General features: G+C 64.6%; 18 protein-coding genes. 9 read left to right on the top strand and 9 right to left on the bottom strand.

Annotation, left to right across the window (positions count from 1 at the left end; genetic code table 11):
• Nucleotides 1–16: 16 nt before the first annotated feature.
• The 3 genes from lepA to rdgC form a co-directional block, all read right to left on the bottom strand.
• Nucleotides 17–1,831: a translation elongation factor 4 gene (gene lepA / locus FAZ79_RS01645; RefSeq protein WP_136866170.1), complete on the bottom strand. Its 1,815-nt coding sequence runs from the start codon at nucleotides 1,829–1,831 to the stop codon at nucleotides 17–19.
• 122 nt (nucleotides 1,832–1,953) lie between these two features.
• Nucleotides 1,954–3,447, bottom strand: coding sequence for a trypsin-like peptidase domain-containing protein (locus FAZ79_RS01640; RefSeq protein ID WP_169303521.1), 1,494 nt, complete (start codon nucleotides 3,445–3,447; stop codon nucleotides 1,954–1,956).
• Between the two features lie 425 nt (nucleotides 3,448–3,872).
• Complete coding sequence (rdgC, locus tag FAZ79_RS01635; RefSeq protein ID WP_136866168.1) at nucleotides 3,873–4,763, bottom strand: recombination-associated protein RdgC; 891 nt, start codon at nucleotides 4,761–4,763, stop codon at nucleotides 3,873–3,875.
• 202 nt (nucleotides 4,764–4,965) lie between these two features.
• Here rdgC and pepN point away from each other — a divergent pair, with 202 nt between their 5' ends.
• The 4 genes from pepN to FAZ79_RS01615 are packed head-to-tail and all read left to right on the top strand — an operon-like array spanning nucleotide 4,966 to nucleotide 10,366.
• Complete coding sequence (gene pepN / locus FAZ79_RS01630; RefSeq protein ID WP_136866167.1) at nucleotides 4,966–7,623, top strand: aminopeptidase N; 2,658 nt, start codon at nucleotides 4,966–4,968, stop codon at nucleotides 7,621–7,623.
• Between the two features lie 34 nt (nucleotides 7,624–7,657).
• Nucleotides 7,658–8,512 carry a flagellar motor stator protein MotA gene (motA, locus tag FAZ79_RS01625; protein ID WP_136866166.1) on the top strand — a complete coding sequence of 285 codons (855 nt, stop codon included), beginning with the start codon at nucleotides 7,658–7,660 and terminating at the stop codon, nucleotides 8,510–8,512.
• 27 nt (nucleotides 8,513–8,539) lie between these two features.
• Nucleotides 8,540–9,562, top strand: coding sequence for a flagellar motor protein MotB (gene motB, locus FAZ79_RS01620; RefSeq protein ID WP_136866165.1), 1,023 nt, complete (start codon nucleotides 8,540–8,542; stop codon nucleotides 9,560–9,562).
• A gap of 18 nt (nucleotides 9,563–9,580) precedes the next feature.
• Nucleotides 9,581–10,366, top strand: a complete 786-nt coding sequence (locus FAZ79_RS01615) for a class I SAM-dependent methyltransferase (RefSeq protein WP_136866164.1) — start codon at nucleotides 9,581–9,583, stop codon at nucleotides 10,364–10,366.
• Between the two features lie 83 nt (nucleotides 10,367–10,449).
• Here FAZ79_RS01615 and FAZ79_RS01610 read toward each other — a convergent pair whose 3' ends face one another.
• Nucleotides 10,450–10,731, bottom strand: coding sequence for an RNA-binding protein (locus FAZ79_RS01610; RefSeq protein WP_197039285.1), 282 nt, complete (start codon nucleotides 10,729–10,731; stop codon nucleotides 10,450–10,452).
• Nucleotides 10,732–11,029: 298 nt separating this feature from the next.
• On the opposite strand from FAZ79_RS01610, the gene FAZ79_RS11425 reads away from it, so the two are divergent.
• The 5 genes from FAZ79_RS11425 to FAZ79_RS01590 all read left to right on the top strand — a co-directional run bounded on the left by FAZ79_RS11425 (nucleotide 11,030) and on the right by FAZ79_RS01590 (nucleotide 16,384).
• The gene (locus FAZ79_RS11425) at nucleotides 11,030–11,206 is read left to right on the top strand and encodes a hypothetical protein (protein WP_156574014.1); all 177 of its coding nucleotides are present in this window, start codon (nucleotides 11,030–11,032) and stop codon (nucleotides 11,204–11,206) included.
• 59 nt (nucleotides 11,207–11,265) lie between these two features.
• Nucleotides 11,266–12,186, top strand: coding sequence for a ChaN family lipoprotein (locus FAZ79_RS01605; protein WP_169303520.1), 921 nt, complete (start codon nucleotides 11,266–11,268; stop codon nucleotides 12,184–12,186).
• A 143-nt stretch (nucleotides 12,187–12,329) separates the two neighbouring features.
• Complete coding sequence (locus FAZ79_RS01600; protein ID WP_211238770.1) at nucleotides 12,330–13,634, top strand: carbohydrate porin; 1,305 nt, start codon at nucleotides 12,330–12,332, stop codon at nucleotides 13,632–13,634.
• 129 nt (nucleotides 13,635–13,763) lie between these two features.
• Nucleotides 13,764–15,662 carry a DUF294 nucleotidyltransferase-like domain-containing protein gene (locus FAZ79_RS01595; RefSeq protein ID WP_136866161.1) on the top strand — a complete coding sequence of 633 codons (1,899 nt, stop codon included), beginning with the start codon at nucleotides 13,764–13,766 and terminating at the stop codon, nucleotides 15,660–15,662.
• On the top strand, nucleotides 15,659–16,384 hold the full coding sequence (locus FAZ79_RS01590; protein WP_136866160.1) for a 3'-5' exonuclease: 726 nt from the start codon (nucleotides 15,659–15,661) through the stop codon (nucleotides 16,382–16,384). Before FAZ79_RS01595 ends, FAZ79_RS01590 begins: the two co-directional genes overlap by 4 nt.
• A 120-nt stretch (nucleotides 16,385–16,504) precedes the next feature.
• Here FAZ79_RS01590 and FAZ79_RS01585 read toward each other — a convergent pair whose 3' ends face one another.
• The 5 genes from FAZ79_RS01585 to prlC all read right to left on the bottom strand — a co-directional run bounded on the left by FAZ79_RS01585 (nucleotide 16,505) and on the right by prlC (nucleotide 22,849).
• Nucleotides 16,505–18,169 (bottom strand): BCCT family transporter, encoded by a 1,665-nt coding sequence (locus FAZ79_RS01585; protein ID WP_136866159.1) that lies wholly within the window; start codon nucleotides 18,167–18,169, stop codon nucleotides 16,505–16,507.
• Nucleotides 18,170–18,226: 57 nt separating this feature from the next.
• On the bottom strand, nucleotides 18,227–18,643 hold the full coding sequence (locus FAZ79_RS01580) for a universal stress protein (RefSeq protein WP_136866158.1): 417 nt from the start codon (nucleotides 18,641–18,643) through the stop codon (nucleotides 18,227–18,229).
• Nucleotides 18,644–19,006: 363 nt separating this feature from the next.
• The gene (locus FAZ79_RS01575; protein ID WP_247709461.1) at nucleotides 19,007–19,723 is read right to left on the bottom strand and encodes a methyltransferase domain-containing protein; all 717 of its coding nucleotides are present in this window, start codon (nucleotides 19,721–19,723) and stop codon (nucleotides 19,007–19,009) included.
• Nucleotides 19,716–20,792, bottom strand: coding sequence for an AI-2E family transporter (locus tag FAZ79_RS01570; RefSeq protein WP_136866157.1), 1,077 nt, complete (start codon nucleotides 20,790–20,792; stop codon nucleotides 19,716–19,718). Before FAZ79_RS01570 ends, FAZ79_RS01575 begins: the two co-directional genes overlap by 8 nt.
• A complete protein-coding gene (prlC, locus tag FAZ79_RS01565; protein ID WP_136866156.1) occupies nucleotides 20,789–22,849 on the bottom strand; it encodes an oligopeptidase A in 2,061 nt (686 codons plus the stop codon). Before prlC ends, FAZ79_RS01570 begins: the two co-directional genes overlap by 4 nt.
• Nucleotides 22,850–22,853 lie beyond the last annotated feature (4 nt).

Genomic DNA, 22,853 nt, shown 5'->3' with positions numbered 1-22,853 from the left:
TCGCGCTCGGCGACGATCAGTTGTTCTTGTTGTCCATCTGCAGCACGGCGAGGAAGGCCTCCTGCGGCACCTCGACCTTGCCGATGTTCTTCATGCGCTTCTTGCCGGCCTTCTGTTTTTCGATCAGCTTCTTCTTGCGCGAGACGTCGCCGCCGTAGCACTTGGCCAGGACGTTCTTGCGCAGCGCCTTGACGTTGCTGCGCGCGATGATCTTGCCGCCGATCGCCGCCTGCAGGGCCACCTCGAACATCTGCTGCGGGATCAGTTCCTTGAGCTTTTCGACCAGCTCGCGACCGCGCTGCTCGGCCTTGTCGCGGTGGACGATCAGGGAGAGCGAGTCGACCGCCTCGCCGTTGATCAGGATGTCCATCTTGACCAGGCGCGCGGCCTCGAAGCGGTCGAGGTGGTAGTCGAACGAGGCGTACCCACGCGAGACCGACTTGAGGCGATCGAAGAAGTCGAGCACCACCTCGGCCAGCGGCAGGTCGAAGATCAGCGTGACCTGGTTGCCCGAATAGAGCATGTTCTTCTGCACGCCGCGCTTCTCCATGCAGAGATTCAGCACCGGGCCGACGAAGTCCTGCGGGCAGAGGATGTGCGCCTCGATGATCGGCTCGCGGATCTCGTTGATCAGCGTCGGCTCGGGCAGCTGCGAGGGGTTGTGGATCTGGTAGGTGGTGCCGTCCTTCTCCTCGACCTCGAAGATGACCGTCGGCGCGGTCGTGATCAGGTCGATGTCGTACTCGCGCTCGAGCCGCTCCTGGATGATCTCCATGTGCAAGAGACCCAAGAAACCGCAGCGGAAACCGAAGCCCAACGCAGTCGACACTTCCGGCTCGAAGTGCAGTGCGGCATCGTTGAGACGCAGCTTGCGCAGCGCCTCACGGAGATCGTCGTAATTGTCCGATTCGACCGGGTAAAGGCCGGAGAAGACGCGCGGCTGCATTTCCTTGAAGCCCGGCAACGCCTCGGCGGCCGGGTTCTCGGCGTCCGTGAGGGTGTCGCCCACCTTGGCCGAGTCGATGTCCTTGATCCCGGCGATGACAAAGCCGACTTCGCCGGCGAACAGGCCGTCGCGCGCCAGGGTCTTGGGCGTGAACACGCCGGTCTTGTCCACGGTGAACACGTCGCCGGTGCCCATCGCCTTGATCTTGGCCTTGGGGCGGATCGCGCCGTCGATCACCCGCACCAGCGCGACCACGCCGACGTAGTTGTCGAACCAGGAATCCACGATCAGGGCCTTCAGCGGACCGTCCTCGTTGCCCTCGGGCGGCGGGATCTGCTCGATCAGCCGCTCGACCACCTCGTCGACGCCCTCGCCCGTCTTGGCCGAGCAGGTCACGGCGTTCTGCGCCTCGATGCCGATGATGTCCTCGATCTCGGCCTTGACCCGGTCGGGTTCGGCCGCGGGCAGGTCGATCTTGTTGAGCACCGGCACCACCTCGAGGCCGAGGTCGATCGCGGTATAGCAGTTGGCCACCGATTGCGCCTCGACACCCTGCGAGGCATCCACCACCAGCAGCGCGCCCTCGCAGGCCGCGAGTGAACGGGATACCTCGTAGGAGAAGTCCACGTGCCCCGGCGTGTCGATGAAGTTCAGGCGATAGGTCTCGCCGTCACGGGAGTGATAATCCAGCGAGACGCTCTGCGCCTTGATGGTAATGCCGCGTTCGCGCTCGATGTCCATCGAGTCGAGCACCTGGGCGCTCATCTCGCGTTCCTCCAGGCCTTCGCAGCGCTGGATGATGCGATCGGCCAGGGTCGACTTGCCGTGGTCGATGTGCGCGATGATCGAGAAATTGCGAATCCGGGAGAGTCGCTCGGACGCCATAAGGGGTTAACTTTCGGTTCGTGGGGACGCCCCGCGGCCGACGAGGGCGCCACGGGAGAAGCCGCACAGTATATAGGTCAAGCCGCGCGGCTGCACGAAACCGCGCCCACCGGCCCCGGCCGTCAGCGTGAGCCGTGCGGGTTGCCGGAAAAGGCCGGCATGAAGAAGCGCTGCTCGCCGTCACGTTCGACCAGAAACAGCACCAGGTCGTTACCCTTGCCGGCCCGGTTGTGCGCGATCCGGGCGATCTCGCGGTACGCCTCGGACAGCGTCTCGACGGGTTTTCGATCGATCGAGATCACCCGGTCGCCAGGCATCAGGCCCGCAAGCGTGGCCGGGCCCTTGGGGTCGAGCTCACCGATACGTACCCCCGCCCCGTCCTCGAGCGGACGGAGGATCATGCCGAGGGTCTCGATGACGACCAGTTCCGGCTCCTGTTCGGACTCCGGGATGGTCGTGCTCGCCTGTGACCGTTCCGGCTCGGGCAATTCGCCGAGCGTGACCGCCACGCGCCGCGTTTCGCCGTCACTCAACACGTCCAGGGTGGCCTCGGAACCGGGCGGAAGCGAGCCGAGCGCCTCGGTCAGACCGGCCCCGTCGGCGATCGGGATGTCGTTGACGGCGAGGATGATGTCCCCGTCGATGATGGAGGAGTCCGCCGCGGGCGAGCCCTCGACGATTCGCACCACCTCCGCCCCTCGGGCGGCGTCCAGGCCAAGGCGGTCGGCCAGTTCACGGGTCACGCCGCGCACCTCGACGCCCAGGAACCCGCGCCGCACCTCGCCGTTCTGCTTGATCTGACGGATCACGTCGACGACGTAGTTGATCGGGATCGCGAACGAGATCCCGTTGAACGCGCCCGACTCGGTGAATATCTGCGCGTTGATGCCAACGACCTGACCGCGGGTGTTGAACAGCGGACCACCCGAGTTGCCGGGGTTGATGGCGACATCGCTCTGGATGAACGGCACGTAGGGCTGATTCGCTTGGCCCGGCAGGTGCCGTCCAAGCCCGCTGATGATGCCCGCGGTCACGGTCTGGTCGAAACCGTACGGCGAACCGATCGCCAGGGCCCACTGCCCCGGCCGGACCGCGTCGGAATCGCCCAGCGAGACCGACGGCAGCCCGTCGGCATCCACCTTCAGCAAGGCAATGTCGCCGATCCCGTCGATGCCGACCACGTCGGCGACCAGCTCGCGGCCGTCGATCAGACGCACGAAGACCTTGCTCGCCCCGTCGATCACGTGGGCGTTGGTCACGATGTAGCCATCCTCGCTGAGGATGAAGCCCGACCCGTCATTCTCCTGCGGCAACAGCGGACCGGGCAGTTCGTCGGCCCGCTCGCCGAACAGCCCGCGCAACCAGTCGTGGCGACTGCCCCCGCCCTGCCCGTCGGCGGACAGCGACGGCAGGCTGCTCACGCCGGTGATATTCACCACCGACGCGGCATTCGCCTCCACCAACCGGGTGAAGTCCGGCAGGCCGGTGACCTGCTCGGCCGGGCGCTGGTCCTCCGGATCGGTGCAACCGGCAAGCAACACGACCGCCACCAGCGCGACCAGGGCGAGAACGTGCCAGACGGCGAGGCGCGGAGAGCTCAATCGGAGTGACTGCATGGGGAAATCTGACCGGGGATACGCGAAAAACGTCGGCTGGGGGACGACACCGGGATCGGCGCCATGACCAGGGAAACTCTGCACGAATCGATGGCATCTCTGGCTCGCGGGTTTGTTCGCTTTTCTGGCGCCGGACCGAAGACGGGCTCGTTGCCCGTCGAGGGACGACAACGCCGAGTGCGGGCAAACCCGCGAGCCCCGTCCGGGCGGGCCTCCAAGGGCCCATCTGCGGCGTCGCGGGATTCGTCCGTGAACCCCGCCCTTCGGGCCGGCTCGCGCCGGCCGGATCGGCGTCGTGCCGATCCGGTCCAGCCCTTGTAACGGGCGACGGCCCTTCACGGCGGACTGCGCCTTGCATCCGGGCCCTTGGAGGTCCCGCAGAGACGTCATCGAATCGTGCAGAGTTTCCCCTAGCCGGCCCGGATTCAGCCGGCGGCGTCGGGGCGGGCCAACGCCTCGTGCAGCACGCGGGTCAGTTCGCGAAGCACGTCTAGGGTCAGGCGTTGTTCCGCCTCGAGGCGGGTGGCCGGATCGTCCAGGCCGTCGTCGTCGAACTCGTCGTCGAGCGTGTCGAGCGCCTTGACCTTGGTCAGCGCCCCGTCCGCCCGAATGGTAAATCGCAGGCGGTCGCGCCAGACGAGTTCCAGCTGCTCGACGGTCATGCCGTCGCGCAGGTGCGCCAGGACGTTTTCGTCGGGCAGGCCCAGGCGCGTGACCGTGATGCTGCCGCCGTCACGCGGTTCGAGCAGCTTGGCCGAGTCGCCCAGCTCGAAGCCCGCCGGCGGGCCCTCGAGCAGCCAGCGCGACAGTCGGCTGCCGTGCTCCTCGGAGCCGAAGGCCGGGGTCACGCGCCACTGGCCGAGCGTTTCGCGCAGCAGGGAGTTGATCTGGCTGTTGCGCTTTTCGCCGGCGTTGGCCAGCCACGCCTGCTTGTTGCGTGCATCGATGATCACCCGGGTCTCGGCCTGCCGGGGAAACGCCTGCGGCAGCAGTTCCAGCAGGGCGTTCTCGCGGGCCTGGCGCAACTCGTCGCGGGAGGGTTCGCGCTCGCCGGCCTCTTCGGCCAGTTTCTTGGCGGCGTGATCCTGGACCACCCGCGGTGGCACGGCCCGTTCCTCGCGGCGGAACAGCAGGCCGAACGCGCCGTCGGTCTCCAGGGCCAGCATCTGGTCGACCACCGGGGCCCAGCCCATCGACTCGACCTGCTGGGAGAGGGTCGGGGCAAAGCGCTTCTCGGCCAGCTGTTCGGAGAGGGTTTCCAGTGACGGTTCCGACCAGTCGGCCAGGTCGAAGGCGGCAATCTGGGAAAAGAGCATGGCGTCGGCGACTCCGGGAAATCGGTTGGCGAATGACAACCCGCGGCAGGTCCACCGGGGTGAGATGGGGGCGCATTATGCCTGATGCCCTAGGTCATTGCTTGGCGTGTTGGTCACCGGCCGCGGGCACGGAATCGATACGGTTGCTGATATGCTCATGGGACTCGACTACTCAATTAACGCTGTCATCTCCAAGGCCACCATGACCGAACGTCAATCGCAGACCGTCCGCCTCGCCGACTACCGCCCGCCGAACTACCTGATTGACCATGTCGACCTGACCTTCGAGCTCGCCGCTCGCGGTACCCGGGTCGAGTCGTCGTTGACCGTGCGGCGCAACGGGTCTCATGACGAGTCGCTGTGGCTGGATGGCGACGAGCTGACGCTCGAGTTGATCGAGCTGGACGGCAAGCCGCTGGCCGCCGAACAGGTCGAGGAACGTGACAACGGTCTGTCGATCAGCGGATTGCCCGATCGTTGCACGCTGACGTTGGTCTGCCGCGTGGACCCGGTCGACAACACCAAGCTCGACGGGCTCTACCAGTCGTCGGGCAACTTCTGCACGCAGTGCGAGCCGGAGGGCTTTCGGCGCATCACCTTCTTCCCGGATCGCCCTGACGTCCTCAGTCGTTACCGGGTGACGCTGATCGCCGACAAGGCGAGTTGCCCGGTGCTGCTCTCCAACGGCAACCCGGTCGAGTCGCGTGACCTGGAGGATGGCCGGCACCTGGCCGTCTGGGACGACCCGCACCCAAAGCCTGCCTACCTGTTCGCGCTGGTGGCCGGGGATCTCAAGTCGATCCACGACCAGTTCACCACCGCGTCGGGCCGGACGATCGATCTGGGCATCTACGTCGAACCGCACAACATCGACCGTTGCGATCACGCCATGCGCTCGCTGATCAAGTCGATGGCCTGGGACGAGGAAACCTACGGTCGCGAGTACGACCTCGACGTGTTCAATATCGTCGCGGTCGACGACTTCAACATGGGCGCGATGGAGAACAAGGGGCTGAACATCTTCAACTCCAAGTTCATCCTGGCGCGCTCGGAGACGGCCACCGACCACGACTACGAGGGCATCGAGTCGGTTGTGGCCCACGAGTACTTCCACAACTGGTCGGGTAACCGCGTGACCTGCCGGGACTGGTTCCAGCTCTCGCTCAAGGAGGGCTTCACGGTCTTCCGCGACCAGGAGTTCTCGGCGGACATGGGCTCGCGGGCCGTCAAGCGCATCGAGGAGGTGAACCTCCTGCGCCAGGTGCAGTTCCCGGAGGATGCCGGCCCGCAGGCCCACCCGGTGCAGCCCAAGGAATACGAGCAGATCAACAATTTCTACACCGCCACCGTCTACAACAAGGGCGCCGAAGTGGTGCGGATGTGGCACAACCTGCTCGGCTGGGAGAAATTCCGGCGCGGCACCGACCGCTACTTCGAGCGTTTCGACGGCCAGGCGGTGACGATCGAGGACTTCATCGACACCATGGCCGAGCAGGCGGATTTCGATACCGCCCAGTTCCGTCGCTGGTACGACCGGGCGGGCACGCCGATCGTGCACGTGAAAAAGCGGATCGACGGTAACGACCTGGTGGTGGACTTCCGGCAGGAGATCCCGGCGGTTGCCGGCCAGGAGGACGACGCCCCGTTCCTGATCCCGCTTGAGATCGCGGCCTTCGACGGGGGCGGGAAACCGGTCTCGCTGGGTGGCCCGGACGGTAATGGCGAGACGCAAACGACCCTGGTGCTTTCCAGGATCGATGAGAGCCGTCGATTCACGCTGACGGCCGGCGCCGATCTGCCGGTGCTTTCGCTCAACCGCGGTTTTACCGCCCCGGTGAAGATCGAACACGACTACGATGCCGCGGATCTCGCCTTGTTGGCCGGCAGCGACACCGACGAATTCAATCGCTGGGATGCCTACCAGCGGCTGGTTTTGCAGACCCTGGTCGAACGCATCCGCCAGGCCGAGGGGCAGGGCGACTGGCTCGAAACCGAGTTGCCCGAGGGCCTTAGTGCGGCCTTCGGCCGGTTGCTGCATTCGGCGGTGAGCACGCAGGGCGGGGCCGATCCGCGCTTTGTCGCCGAATGCTTGACCTTGCCCAGCGAGAACTACGTCGCCGAGCAGTTTCACCAGGACGTGCCGGTGGACGCCATTCACCGGTCGCGCGTCGAATTGCGGGAGCAACTGGCCAACGAGTGGTCGCAGACCCTGGTGCTCGCCTTCGAGAAACTGGCGGTTGACGGCGAGTACCGATTCGACGGGGTCGATGTCGGGCGCCGGGCACTGCGTGCCCAGGTGCTGGGGTACCTCAACGCGTTGGATCACCCGGCGTGGCGGCGTCTTGCCGTCGAGCAGATCGAGGAAGCCGACAACATGACCGAGCGCTTCAATGCGCTGACGGCGTTGTCGTTGCGGGCCAGCGACGAGCGAGACGAGGCCCTGGAGGCCTTCGCCGAGGAATGGAAGGACGATCCGCTGGTCATGGACAAGTGGCTTGCCCTGCGGGCGCGGATGGTCGAACCGGACGACACCAAGACACTCGCGGCGCTCGAGGCGCATCCGGCGTTCTCGATCCGCAACCCGAACCGGGTGCGCGCGCTGGTGGGCATGTTTTCGCGCGGCAACCCGGTCGCCTTTCACGCATCGACGGGTTCAGGATATCGCTGGGTTGCCGACAAGATTATCGAGATCGACGGTTTCAACCCGCAGATCGCGGCACGTATGGCGACCGTATTCAGCCGGTGGCGTCGCTACGATGGCGGTCGAGCCGACCGGATGCGTGGCGAACTCGAGCGCATGCTGGACCGTCGCGATTGTTCTACCGATCTGGCAGAGATTGCTGGCAAGGCACTGAAATAAAAAAACGATCAAATAACCTGGGGACGATTACACCATGATGGTTGCAGTTGGCTGGCTGGTGGTGCTGGCAAGCGTGATCGGCGGGTTCATGCTCGCCGGCGGGCACCTGATCATTCTGTTCCAGCCGATCGAGTACCTGATCATTTTCGGGGCGGCCGGTGCTGCCCTGGTGGCGGGCAACTCGCCCAAGACACTCAAGGCGACGATGGGCGGTTTTGGCACGGCCTTCAAGGGGTCTCGTCATGGCAAGAAGCTCAACATGGAGACCCTCGCGCTGCTCTACGCGATCTTCACCCGGGCGCGCAAGGAGGGGTTGATGGCCATCGAGGAGGACATCGACGACCCGGAAAACAGCGAGTTGTTCAATAGTGCGCCCACCGTGATGAAGGACCACCACACGGTCGAGTTCATCACCGACTACCTGCGTCTGATGGTCTCGAGCACACTCGACGTGCACCAGATCGACAACTTGATGGATCTCGATATCGACACGCATCACGAGGAGGCGGATCTCCCGCGCTCGGCCATCGCGAAGATGGGCGAGGCCTTGCCCGCGTTCGGTATCGTCGCGGCGGTGCTCGGCGTCGTGCACACCCTCGAATCGGTCCACCTGCCGCCATCCGAACTGGGCAAGCTGATTGCCGCGGCGCTGGTGGGGACCTTCCTGGGTATCCTCGCCGCCTATGCCTTCGTCAATCCGGTCGCGAACAACCTCGAGCACAAGATCAACGATTCGACCAAGTATCAGCAAAGCATCAAGGCGGCGCTGATCGCCTTCATGAACGGCTATCCCCCGCAGGTGGCCGTGGAGTTTGGCCGCAAGGTGCTTTACTCGTCGGATCGACCGAGCTTCACCGAGCTCGAGACCTTCCTCAAGGAAAACAAGTGAACCGGTTGAGCACGGGGTAGAGACACGGTGGCCGAACAACCGGATCAAAATCAGCAGATCGTCATCAAGAAGGTCAAGAAGGGCCATGGCGGTCACCATGGTGGTGCCTGGAAGATCGCCTACGCCGATTTCGTGACCGCGATGATGGCCTTCTTCCTGCTCATGTGGCTGCTGGGCTCGATGGGCGAGGAGGAGCTCAAGGGCATCTCGGAGTATTTCGCCAACCCCACGAAGGTGACCCTGGAAGGGGGCAGCAACGCTGGCATGAGCGAGAGCCTGATCGACGGCGGCGGGGACGACCTGACCCGCCAGGAAGGACAGGTGAATGCCGGCGAGAAGCCCACGCCGGAGAAGCGTGATACCCAGTCCGAAGAGAAGACCGCCGATCCGGCGGACATGACCGAAGAACAGATCCAGGAACGCATCGAGGCCATGGAGCGTGAGCAGATCGAGGAGCTCAAGGAGCGCCTCGAGTCGCTGATCGAGGTCGACCCCGCGCTCAAGGCCTACAAGGACCAGATCAAGCTCGATATCACCCGGGACGGACTGCGCATCCAGATCATCGACAAGGAGAACCGGCCCATGTTCGAGCTGGGGTCGGATGACCTGCAGGGATATGCCGACGAAATCCTGCATTCGCTCGCGCCGGTGCTCAACGAGATGCCCAACCGCCTGTCGATCGAGGGCCACACCGACGCCCGGCCGTTCGGTCGCGAGGGGCGCAGCAACTGGGAGTTGTCGGCCGACCGGGCGAATTCGGCCCGCCGCTCGCTGGCCGAATACGGCTACCAGGAGGACAAGTTCCTCCAGGTCATCGGGATGGCGGATGCCTTGCCTTTCATCGATGACGATCCGCTCGACCCGCAGAACCGCCGCATATCCATGACGGTGATGAAGGAGTCGGCCACGCGCCGAATCCTCGAACCGTCACGCGACGGGGCGATGAGCGTGGACGACCTGCTGGGGGTTCAGGGCGAATCGGAGTCGCCGGCCCCCGACACGGAGGGCGCCACCCCGAGCCCGCCCACGGAAACCCAAGCGACGCCTTAGGCGACGCCCTAATCACCAGTGCGGCGTCATTTATCCCTGCTGATCGGCTTTGCGGTGCTGGCACTCGCCATCCTGGCGAGCCTGCTGCTGGCCCGTGCCTGGGCCGACTGGCAGGGGGCAAGACCTGCGCCCTGGCTGATCGCCGGAGTGGCCGGTGTGCTCGCCATGACGATGGGGTGGCGGCTGTTGCCGTCCTGGTGGCGTGGTGTGCTGCTCCTCGCCCCGCTGGTCATGTGGGGCGGGCTTCAGATTCATCCCGGCTGGTTTCTGGCCGCGGCCGTGGTGCTGCTGCTGGTCCAGTTCAATGCCATTCGCCATCGGGTGCCGCTGTATCGATCCGGCACGGCGGTGATCGATGCGCTGGAACGGGAGATCCGAGAGCGTGACATCCATCACCTGGCCGACATGGGCTGCGGCGACGGGCATCTGATCGCCGCGTTGGCGAGGCGCTTGCCCGAGGTGCGTTTCACCGGGTACGAGACGGCGCCCGTGCTGTACCTGGCCGCTCGTTGGCGCTGTCGGGGGCAGGCGAATTGTCGGGTGGAGTTCCGCGACTTCTGGCGGGATGCCTGGAGCGATTTCGACGCCGTGTTCACCTTTCTCTCGCCGGAACCGATGTTGCGCATCTGGCGCAAGTGCCAGCGCGAGTTGGCCGAGGGTGGCGCGTTGTACTCCCTTGCCTTCGAAGTGCCGGGTGTCGAGGCCGAGGCCTTGCTCGGCGCCGGCCGCTTCGATCTGCACCGCTATCCCCGCTTGCCCCGCCAGGCACCGCTTGCGGCCTCCGCTGAATCGGTCACGCCGTGACCCGGTGGGTGGCTGCCGGCCCGGGGCCCAGAAACAGAAAAGCCGGCGCAAGGCCGGCTTTTCGACGTCACTCTCAGGGGCGCTTAGAAACGCGAGCGGAAACCGCCACGATCGTTGTTGCGCTCACGCGGACGGGCCTCGTTGACGCGGATGTTGCGGCCATCCATGTCCGAGTCGTTCAACGCTTCGATGGCCTGCATGCCGGCGTCCTTGTCGGACATCTCGACAAAACCGAAGCCCTTGGAGCGACCGGTAGCCATGTCCTTGATCACCTTGGCGGATTTGACTTCGCCGAAGGCCTCGAAGGCGGCCTGGAGGCCCTGGTCATCCTGGGAGTAGGGCAGGTTGCCCACGTAAATATTGATCATCTCGAAAACAAACTCTAAAAGCCGTGCTGATCTGGCGACCGGCCGGGGTGTTCAGCACGCATCCATCCCGGTCGGATGAAGGCCACGAGCCGCCGGCGACAGGAACCCTGTGCAGCGTTCGGACGCTCCATTCGGCTGACATTAAAGCATTCGGCCGCGAACGCAAGCGGTGTTTTTGCGCTGATTTACCACCTGTGGTTTTCGTGCATCAACACGCTTGACCAGGGTTCGGGTCACGACCGTCCCTTCCCCTCAGTCGAGCGATCTCGTGCCGTCCCGTGAGCATCGGTGCGCGATGGCATGGTCGCGTTTGGTCTCCGCCGGTCGTGTTGGGGATGAGGCCGACATCGCCAATGGCGGGCAAATCGCTGTCGTTTTACTAAGCTTCGGTTCATTCCGTTTTGGCCGACCCAAACGTGAGATTGGCCGCCCTAAAGCCAGCGCCTATTTACAAGCGATGTTCGACGAATGAATGCAGCCGTGACACGTCATCCGAGCAAGTGGTGGTTAAGCGGGGGAGTGGCGCCCGTCGTGACCCTGTTGGTGGCGCTGTCCGGCGCACGGGCGGAGACCCCGGTGATCGAGGTGGGCGGATGGTGGAACGGGCAGGGAGAACGTGTCGTCGACGATCAGGTCATGGCCGGACTGGAACGGGCGGATGTGATCCTGCTGGGTGAGGTGCACGACTCGGCTGCGATCCACCGCCGACAGGTCGAGCTGCTTGACACCCTGAGGAGCGCCGGCCGTCTGGTCGTGCTTGCCATGGAACAGCTCGATCGCCGCGACGACGATGACGTTGACCGGATGAACGTCGATTCCCTTGCCGGCGGACGAGAGCGCGCCGAGGCCGGCGGGTTCGATTTCGATGGATGGGGATGGGATCAGTATGGCCGCCTGTTCGACTGGGCGGCACAGCATCGGGCGCCGTTATGGCCACTGAACCTGTCGCGCGAAATGGCCATGGCGGTCGCGATGGCCGACGGCGATGAATGGCGCGACCAAATGGATGGTGGGACGCTCGCTTGGATCGATGATCTGGCCCCGTCGCTGTCCTTGCCGGATGAGCAGCAAGACGAGTTGATCGATGTGCTGGAACGCTCCCACTGCCAGGAGATTCCGTCCTCCATGTCGAGTCGCATGCTCCGAGCGCAGGTCGCGCGCGACCTGGTGATGGCCGAGGCGATCATGGCCGCCCGGGACGCTCATCCCGACCATCGGGTGGTGGCGGTGATGGGCAATCAGCACGCGCGTCTCGATCGCGGCGTCGGGTATTGGCTTTCACGCCTGGCCGAAGATGAGCGTCCCAGCATCATGTCGGTGGGCATGGTGCCGACAAATCATCTTGACGGAGCCCCGGAGGCAGAGGATGCCTTCGATCTGATGTGGGTCGCCCCCGAAGTGATGCGCGACGACCCGTGTGCCGCGGTGGGTGAGGATGGAGACGAGGAGTGACATCGATGGGGTCGGCGCGGTGAGCGGCCGCCCGATTACGCGCTTAGGGGGTTGAACCCCGTGTTACCGTGGCCTCGGGCCACAAAATAATCACAAACCCAATCAAGCAGAGCCGTTGATAAACAACGAATAAAGAGGGATCGATGATGAAGAAGCAGTTGTTGGCAATCTCCATCGGTGTGGCGCTCGGCACCTCGCCGCTTGCGGGCATCGCGGCGACGGGCGACGCCAGTGCCGAGAAGATCATGCAGGAACTCGAAGCGCTCAAGCAACGCGTCGAAACCCTGCAGGGCGAGCTCGAAAAGGAGCGCGCGCGCAACGATCAGATCGAACAGAAGCAAGCCGAACAGGCCGAGAAGGTGGCCAAGGCCGAAGAAAAGGCGGAGGCATCCGAGCCGGATATCAATGTCGGTGGGGCGGTTCGCTTCAACTACACCTACAACGACGCCAATGATGGCAATGACCGTGGTGGTGACCTGAACTTCGACACGTTCCGTCTGAATTTCGACGGCGAGATCGGTGACGTCATCCTGTCAGCAGAGTGGCGCTGGTACGAATACTTCACGGCCATTCATCATGCGTGGGTCGGTTACGAGTTCACCGATGCGCTGATGGCGAAGGCCGGTGTCTTTCAGGTGCCGTTTGGCGTCTTGCCGTATAACTCACATAACTTCTACTTCTCCTCGCTGTACTACGTTGGTCTCGAGGATAACTACGACTTCGGTGTCGGCACTACCTACGAACCGGGTGATTGGCGATTTGACCTCGCATTCATGAAGAATGACGAGCGAAATTTTGGTCCTGAGTTCGATGGTTCCGGTGATACGGACAGCTATTCGGCAAATGCCGTGGGTTACAACGGCAATCAGGGTGCGACCGAATCGGTCAACACACTCGTGGCTCGCGCCGAGTATGATTACAAAGTCACCGACAAGTTGACGCTCAAGCCGGGTGCATCCATCAAGTATGGACAGATGGATGGTGGAACGAATCCGGGTGGCGATGGTGATTTCCGCGCGGCAGCCGCCCACCTGGTCGCCGATTACGATCGCTGGAATCTGCAGCTGCAGTACACGGATTGGGAATACGATCTTGACGATGCCGACGCCCAATTCATGAATTACGGCTATTACGCGGGTCTGTACACGGGGCCGCTGTCTGCCAAGGCGATTACGGCGAACCTGGCCTATACGCTGCCGGTCGAGTGGGGCCCGGTTTCCTCATTGACGTTCTACAACGATTACAGCCTGATCTACGATAAAAACAACGATTATGATGACACGTACATGAACGTCACCGGCATGGCAGTATCGGCAGGTGGTGTCTATGCCTACTTCGACATCATCAATGGTGAAAATCAGCCGTTCGTGACCGGCGCCATGGCGGGTCCGGGTCAAAGCGGCGAAGACAACACCATCTTCAACATCAACGTCGGTTACTACTTCTGACGATCCAGCGGTGAAGATGATGGACAAGGCGGGCGAAAGCCCGCCTTTTTTATGCCAACCTCTCTCTGGGCGGCACCACGTAGGCGTGGCCGCCTGAGCACGGCCAACCACCATCGGCAGGGGCAGTAGATGGAAGCGGAAGTCCAGGAAATACGCGAGCACTTGCGGCATTACCCGCCGTTCGATCGGCTTGATCCCCAGTGGCTGGATCAGATCGCCGCGCGCACGGATGTCGCCTACTACCGCGAGGGTTCGACCATCCAGGAATACGGTGAGCCGATCGACAACCTGCGTTACGTTCGCAGCGGCGCGGTCGAGGTCTACCGGCACAACGGCGAGCTCTACAACCGGATCGGGGAGGGCGATATTTTCGGCCACACGGGACTGCTGCACAATCGCCGCGTCCGGTTCCCGGTGCGCGCCATCGAGGACACGTTGCTCTACCTGATCCCGGCCGACGTCTTCGATCAGCTCTGCGAAGAAGATGACCAGTTTGCGGATTTCGTCGAACTGTCGGGGCCACGCCTAAAGGCCACCGTCGAACAGAACGAGCGCGAGAATGACCTGATGGTCAGCCGGGTGCGGCGGTTGTTGACGCGCAGCCCGGTCAACATCGAGGAAAACGCCCCGGTGCACGAGGCCGCGCGCCTGATGACTGAGCACCATGTCTCGTCGATCCTGTTGTTCTCGAAATCCGACCCGGATGACGAACGGGCGTTTGCCGGCGAGGAACATGGCCATTGGCGCCTGACGGGCATCCTGACCGACCAGGACCTGCGCGCTCGCGTGCTGGCCGCGGGCCGGCCGGGTGACACGCCACTCGCCGAAATCAAGCATGACCGGCTCATCACCATCCAGTCGGACGAATCGGTGTACGAGGCGATGCTGGCCATGCTGCGCAACAACGTGCACCACCTGCCGGTCCTGCATCGGCGCCGGCCGGTGGGCGTGGTGCATCTCTCCGATATCGTGCGCTACGAGACGCACAGCAGCCTGTACCTGGTCAGCAACATCTTCAACCAGGGGTCGGTCAAGGGGCTGTCCCGCTTGATGCCGGACGTGCGCGCGGCGTTCGTGCGTCTGGTCGACGACGGTGCGACCTCGCAGATGATCGGTCAGGCCATGTCCAGCATCGGACGCAGCCTGATCCGTCGCCTGATCGAGCTTGCCGAGGAAGAACTGGGTCCGCCGCCGGTGCCGTATTGCTTCATGGTCAACGGGTCGATGGCGAGAAACGATCAGACCATCACCACGGACCAGGACAATGCCCTGATCCTCGACGATTCGTTCGATCCCGCCGAACACGATGCCTGGTTCGCCGCACTCGCCCAGCGCGTGAGCGATGGTCTGCATGCCTGCGGTTATCCGTACTGCAGCGGCGGGATCATGGCCACGAACGACAAGTGGCGCCAGCCACTGTCGGTCTGGCGGCGGTATTTCACCGAATGGATCGATGAACCGGACCCGGAAAAGCTTCTTCACAGCTCGATCTTCTTCGATCTCGAGGCCGTGCACGGCGAAGAACGATTCGTCGAGCAACTGCAGGACCTGGTCGCCGAGCGGGCGAGCCACAGCCCGCTGTTTCTCGCCGCGCTGGCTCGTAACGCGCTCAATCGAACCCCGCCGCTTGGCTTTTTCCGGACCTTCGTCATGGAAAAGGACGGGCAGCACAACAACTCCATCAACCTGAAGCGGCGCGGTACGGCCCCGCTCGTGGACGTGATACGCGTGCATGCCCTGGCCGTGGGGTCACGTTCCCAGAACTCGTTCGAGCGGCTGGACGACATCGTCAAGGCCAACACCCTGCCGGCAGGGCAGGCGGACAAGCTGCGCTACGCGCTCGAGTTCATTTCCATGGTGCGTATCCGCCACCAAGCGTATGACCTCAAGCATCACCATGCCCCGGACAACAACATCGAGCCGGAGAACGTCTCGGATGGCGAACGCCACAACCTCAAGGACGCGTTCCAGGTGCTGAGCAACGCCCAGAAATTCCTGCGGTTTCGTTACCCAATGCCGACTCGATGAGCCCGGCCGCCGCGCATCAACAACGGAGCGAATCGACCTGGGCGGCGTTCTTTGCCGACCAGGCCGATCGCTGCCGGGACCCCGCCTTGCGTGCGTTCTACGCCGCCGGATTGCCGGCCCCGGATACGCCCTTGCAGGACGTGCCGCTGATGGCGCTCGATTTCGAGACGACCGGCCTGGACGTCCACCGTCATGCCATCGTCTCGATCGGGGTGGTGCCGTTCGATTTGAAACGTATCCGCCCGTCGGCGGGCCGGTACTGGGTCGTCCGACCACCGCGGCCCCTGGACGAAGCCTCGATTCGGTTTCACCGCATCACCCACGCGGAGGTCGCCCGGGCGCCGGACCTGGACGAGGTGCTCGACGAGGTATTGGCGGCCTTGGCCGGGCACGTGGTGGTGGTTCATTACCGCGGCATCGAGAGGCCGTTCCTGGACGCCGCCGTGCTGGCCCGGCGTGGTGAGCGTTGCCTGTTCCCGGTGATCGACACCATGAGAATCGAGGCACGCCAGGTACGTGCCGGCTGGTGGAATCGCCTCAAGGGCCTGTTCTCGGCGCGACGCACGTCGATCCGACTGGCCGACAGCCGCACCCGCTATGGCCTGCCGGGCTACTCAGCGCACCACGCCAAGCTCGATGCATTGGCGACGGCCGAACTGTTGCAGGCGCAGATCGCGCGCCATTACCGCCCGGAGACGCCCGTGGGCGAACTCTGGGAATGACCCCGGCAAAGGATTGTCGATTGGATAGACACGAAAAAAGGCGGCCGAACGGCCGCCTTTCGCGTTGGTCGAACCCGGACCGATCGCGGCGGGAGTCCGCCGTGACCGGCACGGGGCGCGTCACTTGCCGCGCGGTTCGCTCATCAGTCCCTTGACGATGGCATAACAGCCCACCAGCAGGACCACCGTGAACGGCAGGCCCGCGGCGACGGCCGCGGACTGCAGTGCCGCGAGGCCGCCACCCACCAACAGGGCGATCGCGATCGCGCCCTCGATTACGCCCCAGAAGACACGCTGGGGCTTGGGTGCGTCGATCTTGCCGCCGGCGGTGATGGTGTCGATGACCAGCGAGCCGGAGTCCGACGAGGTCACGAAGAAGACGATCACCAGGAAGATGGCGATGAACGAGGTGATCTCGGCCATCGGCATCTGGCCCAGCGTCTCGAACAGCTGGACGGGCAGGTCGGAGTTCTTCGCGCCTTCAAAGCCGTTCTGCAGCTGGTTGATGGCGGTGGTGCCGAAGGCGGTCATCCAGAACACCGAGACGGTGGACGGCACCAGCAGGACCGCGACCAGGAACTCGCGCACGGAACGGCCACGCGAGACCCGGGCGATGAACATACCGACGAACGGCGACCAGCTGATCCACCAGGCCCAGTAGAACGTGGTCCAGCCCTGGCTGAAGTTGGCGTCCTCGCGGCCGAACGGGTTGGAGAGGAACGGCAGCTCGGTGATGTACGAGCCGAGGTTCTTCACGAACCCGGTCGCGATCATCAGGGTCGGGCCGACGAACACGACGAACATCAGCAGGATGAAGGCCAGCACCAGGTTGATCTCGGACAGGCGCTTCACGCCCTTGTCGACGCCGGCGACGATCGAGATCACCGCAACGGCCGTGATGGCCGAAATCAGGAGCACCAGCGTGGTGTTGCCTTCGGGCACGCCGAACAGGTGCGACAGGCCGGCGGAGGCCTGCTGCGCGCCGATCCCGAGCGAGGTGGCGAGGCCAAACAGCGTGGCGAAGACGGCCAGGATGTCGATCAGGTGGCCCGGCCAGCCCCAGATGCGCTCACCCAGCAGGGGGTAGAACATGGAGCGGACGGTCAGCGGCAGGCCCTTGTTGTAGGAGAAGATCGCCAGCGACAGTGCCACGATCGCGTAGATCGCCCAGGGGTGCAGACCCCAGTGGAAGATGGTCGCGGCCATGCCCAGGCTCATCGCGCCGGCCGGGTCGCCCTCGGCGCCACCCAGCGGGGCCCAGTCGGTGCGTGCGCCGTCTTCGCCCATGCTGACGCCACCCAGTGAGGTGCCGTAGTGGGACAGCGGCTCGGACACGCCATAGAACATCAGGCCGACGCCCATGCCCGCGGCGAAGAGCATCGCAAACCATGACAGGTAGCTGAAGTCGGGCGCGGCCTTGGCCCCGCCGATCCGCACCCGGCCCAGGGGCGAGAAGATCAGCACCAGGCACAGGATCACGAAGATGTTTGCCGCGCCGATCAGGAACCAGCTCATGTTGGTGTTGATCCAGTTCTTGGCGCCATCGAACCAAGCGGTCGACTGGTCGGGCAGGGCGAGCGTCAGCACGACGAACGCCAGGATCACCAGGGAGGAAAAGGCGAACACCGCGCCATGGATGTCGATATTCACGCCCATCGGCGCGGCCTGGTAGTTGTCCTGCCCGATCTTGTAATCGGTATCGATCAGGTTGGCCGCCCCTTCGGGGGCCGGGACGCCGACCGATTCGCTATGCGTGTCCGGTGCGTTATCGGGTTTGTTGTCCACGTGTGTCTCTCCGTCGGTTTCTGGTTGACCAGGTCAGTTCGTTTGATCGTTGGGCATTCAGGGTCGAACGAGGAAGACCGAGACGTTCGAGTGCGCGGCGACCTTGCTGCCGTTGGCCGGCATGATCGCGTCGATGTGGTGGGGGAGGTGCGTGCCCATCACCACCAGATCGGCGCCGACGTCGTCGATAGCCTTGAGCAGGATGTCGTCCAGGTCGGTCACCGGGTCGTGACTGTTGTAGACCCGAGCCGTCGGGGCATGGCCGTTGTCCGGCGCGTGCTCCCGGGCGAAGGCCTTGAGCTTCTGCTCGTATTCCTCGGGGGTTCTGGCTACCGAGCTGGGCTGGGAGGTGGTGACACCCACGTAGCAGAGTTGGGCGTTGTAGTGACGTGCCATGTCGGCTGCCACCGTCAACGGTTTCTCCAGCGCATCGAGGTGCGCGAGATCCACCGGGACCATTATCGTTTGATACATGCGTTCGGCTCCTCCTGGAATGGCATGAAAGCGGTTTGTCTCCCGATTCATGAACGACACGGTTTGGGCGCCGGATGCCGGTTAATGCGTTGGATTTTCGCCCCGACGCCCGAAAGACTCGCCCGAGTATAGGCACAGCCGATTTGCTGTGCGAATCCCGGCGATTGACGCGGGGATTGGCTCGGCTTCTGAATCCGCGGTCTCAGGACAGGGTAGCTGCCTTGTCAACTCCAATGGCGAACTCGGTTGTCGTGCCTTTATTATTAATCGGCTAATAAATGGTAGGGCTCGGGAAAAACACCGCGGATTAATCGGGATTGGATGGCCCATTTATCCAACGTGCCGTTGTCAAAACCGAGGCGATTACCCGTCGCTGATCAATCGCCACAACGGCTGCCCACTCGCCCGGTATTTGCGCTCGAACGGCGTCATGGGCGGCTCGTCATCCTCGACCGGTTCGATACGGGCGGTACGGCCATGGAACTCGAGGGCCAGCGCGAGCTCCTGGACGTACACCCGCCAGTTGCTGCGTGACTCGAATCGGCCGCCCAGGGCGACGACGCTGGGAAACACCGGATGGGCATGGAAACGCCGCTTCAAGTGGCGCGGTTTGGGTTCCGGGTTGGGGTAGAGCAGGTAGTGGCGTTCCGGTGTCCAGCCGGCTTGCCGGGCCAGCCGCCAGAAGTCGACCAGGTCGGCACGCACCAGCAGGCAGTTTGGTGGCGTGTCGGCCCGCTGGCGCGACAGGCGATCGGCCGAGCGGTCGACGCCGATTACCCAGTGGCCGGGGTAGCGGCGGGCGAGCAGGCGACTGCTGTCGCCGGTGCCGCAGCCCGAGTCGAGGATCAGGGGGCGATCGACGGCGGCCATCCGCTCGGTCACCTGGTCGAAGGCGTCGCGGTTGTAGTCGGCGATCGGCTTGGCGAAGGGCGCCTGCGCATGGCGACGCAGTTGGCGTTCGAGGTCGTCGTGCGGGCCGGTCTGGCTAGAGGTGACCGAGCGAGACACTCCGCTGGCCGGGGTGTCGTCCGTCCCGGCACCCATCACCCCTGAGCTCTGGGGATGATCGGCGTCACTCATCGGCCGTCGACGTCGTGACCGGTTGGCGGCGCACCCGGTCGCTCAACAGGATGCCGGCCCAGCGCGTCTGCGGGCTCGAATCCAGGGCGAGCTTCGCGATCATGGTCAGTGGCACGGCAAGCAGCATCCCGATCGGTCCGAACACCCAGCCCCAGACCAGCAGCGAGATCAGCACGATCACTGGCGAGAGGCCCAGTGTCCGGCCCAGCAGGCGCGGTTCCAGGATGCTGCCGATGCTGATGTTGACCACCAGGTACAGGGCACCGACCAGCAGCAGGTCCAGCGAGGAGCCGCTGACCACGGTGACCAGCAAGGCCGGTACCGCGGCGATGAACGAGCCGATGGTGGGGATGAAGTTGAGCAGGCCCGCGAGGATGCCCCAGAGGATGGCGAAATCGATGCCCAGCCAGGAGAGTCCCACGCCCACCAGCACACCGGTGACCACGCTCGCCCCGGTCTTGATAAGCAGATAACGGTAGACCGAGCGCAGGAATCGCCGGGTCCGTACCCGTGCCCGGCGACGACCAGGGAAGGCGGCGGCGAGCTTGTCGGCAAGCGTGCGCTCCTCGAGCAACAGGAACATGAACGCCAGCAGCACCAGCAGGGTGCTCGCGGTGAACTGGCCCAATCCGGTCGCGATGCCGGTGGCCGTGCCCGTGATCGTGCTCGTGGCCGGCAACGGAATCTGCGCCGGGAGCAGTTCCGGCGGCGCGCCACGCTCGGCAAGCATCGTGCGGATCTGTTCCAGCCATCCTGCCAGCTTCGCCTGGTAGGCCGGGGCCTGCGTCGCCAGGCTTTCGGCGGCGCCCTGCAGGGCGAGAAAGAGCAGGAAGAAGGCCAGGCCCACCAGCGAGAAGAGGAACAGGATCGAGACCAGGCCGGGCACGCCGCGACGCTGCATCCAGGCCATCGGCGGGGCGCTGATGATGGCGAGAAAGGCGGCCAGCAGGAACGGTGTGACGATATGGCTGACCGTCTTCAACCCCGCGAGCAGGATGAACACCGCCGCGGCGCCCAACAGCCAGGTGAGCGCGCCCGGCCGATGCGAGGGCGGGGTATCGGTGATCATGCCGAGGTCTCCTCGCTCGTCGCAATGCCGTGCTGACGCAGCAGCGGCTCGATGCTCGGCTCACGCCCGCGAAAGGCCTTGAACAGGGCCAGCGGGTCCTCGCTGCCACCGCGCTCGAGTATGTGGACCAGGAAGTCCGAACCGGCACGCTCGTTGAACACGCCGTCTTCCTCGAAACGCGACCAGGCGTCCGCCGAGAGGACCTCGGCCCACTTGTAGCTGTAGTAGCCCGCGGCATAGCCACCGGCGAAGATGTGCGCGAAGCCATGCTGGAAGCGGTTGTAGGCCGGCGGCTGGATCACCGCGACCGAGTCACGTACCTCGTCCAACGTTTCCTGGATGCGCGCGCCGGTGGCCGGGTCGAAGTCCTGATGCAGGAGCAGGTCGAACAGCGAGAACTCGAGTTGCCGGACCATCTGCATGCCGGCCTGGAACTGGCGCGCGGCGCGCATCCGCTCGAACAGATCGGCCGGCAGCGGCTCGCTCGTGTCGACGTGACGAGCGAACAGGTCGAGCGCCTCGCGCTCCCAGCACCAGTTCTCCAGGAACTGGCTGGGCAGTTCCACGGCATCCCAGGCGACCCCGCTGATCCCGGCCACCCCGGCGGCATCCACCTGGGTGAGTAGGTGATGCAGGCCGTGCCCGAACTCGTGAAACAGCGTGGTGACCTCGTCGTGGGTGAGCAGGGAAGGCTTGCCGCCCACCGGCGGGGTGAAATTGCAGGTGAGAAAGGCGGCCGGTTGCTGGATGCTGCCGTCGGGCAGTCGTCGGCGCTGGATGGCACCGGCCATCCACGCCCCGCCACGCTTGTTGGCCCGCGCGTACAGATCCAGGTAGAAGCGGCCACGCCGGTTGCCGTCGCGGTCCTCGACCTCGAAAAACCGCACGTCCTCATGCCAGGTGGGGACGTCCTCGCGTTCGCGCACGCGGATGCCGAACAGGCGACCCACCACCGTGAACAGGCCCTCGACTACCCGGTCGGCCGGGAAGTAGGGCTTGAGCTGCTCCTGGGAAATCGCGAACCGAGCCTCGCGGAGCTTCTCGCCGTAGAAGGCGATATCCCAGGGCTGCAGGGTCTGCGGGCCGCCGGAATCGCGGGCGAAGGCCTGCAAGTCGGCCAACTCGCGCCGGGCCTTGGGCACGGCCTGGTCGGCAAGCTCGCGCAGGAAGGCGAGCACCTCGGCCGGGTCGCTCGCCATCTTGGTGGCCAGCGACCGTTGCGCGTAGTTGTCGAACCCGAGTAGATGCGCCAGTTCGTGACGGATCTCGAGGATGCGGTCCATGATCGGGCCGTTGTCCCATTCCCCGGCGTGCGGGCCGACCTCGGAGGCGCGCGTGACGAATGCCTCGTAGAGCGTCTCGCGCAGGGTGCGGTCTTCCGCGTGGGTCATCACCGCGATGAAGCTGGGCATCTCGAGATTGATACGCCAGCCCGGACGGTCGGCGTTTTCGGCCGCCTGGCGGAACAGGGCGCGTGCCGATTCCGGCAGGCCGGCGAGACGGGATTCGTCCTCGATGTCCAGCGACCAGGCATTGGTGGCATCCAGCAGGTTGTTGGCAAACCGCGTGGTCAGCTGCGACAGCTCACTCTTCAATGCCTTGAACCGTGCCTTGTCGTCGGCCTCGAGGTCGACCCCGGCCAGGCGGAAGGCACGGATGGCGTTTTCCACCACGCGGCGCTGGGCCACCGAAAGCGACGTGAAATCCTCGCGCTCGCTCACCGCGCGGTAGGCCGCGAACAGGGCCTCGTTCTGGCCAAGATCGGTCGAGTAGTCGGAGAGTTTGGGCAGGCAGGCCTCGTAGGCGGACCGCAGTTCCGGCGTGTTGACCACGGCGTTCAGGTGGCTCACCGGCGACCAGGCGCGGTCCAGCCGGTCCTCCAGCGCCTCCATGGGGGCGACGAAGTTATCCCAGGTGAACGGCGCACCCTCGGCGAGGCGCGCGTCGATGGCGGCCCGGTTTTCGCTGAGGATCTGCTCGATGGCCGGCTCGACATGGTCCGGGGCAATACGGTCGAAGGCCGGCAGGTCGGGGGTATCCAGCAAGGGGTTGGACATGTGT

It is taken from the genome of Guyparkeria sp. SB14A, assembly GCF_005096345.1.
GTDB classification, from domain to species: Bacteria; Pseudomonadota; Gammaproteobacteria; order Halothiobacillales; family Halothiobacillaceae; genus Guyparkeria; species Guyparkeria hydrothermalis.
Note: the sequence above shows the minus strand (reverse complement) of the source record. Positions and strands in the feature narration are given on the sequence as shown.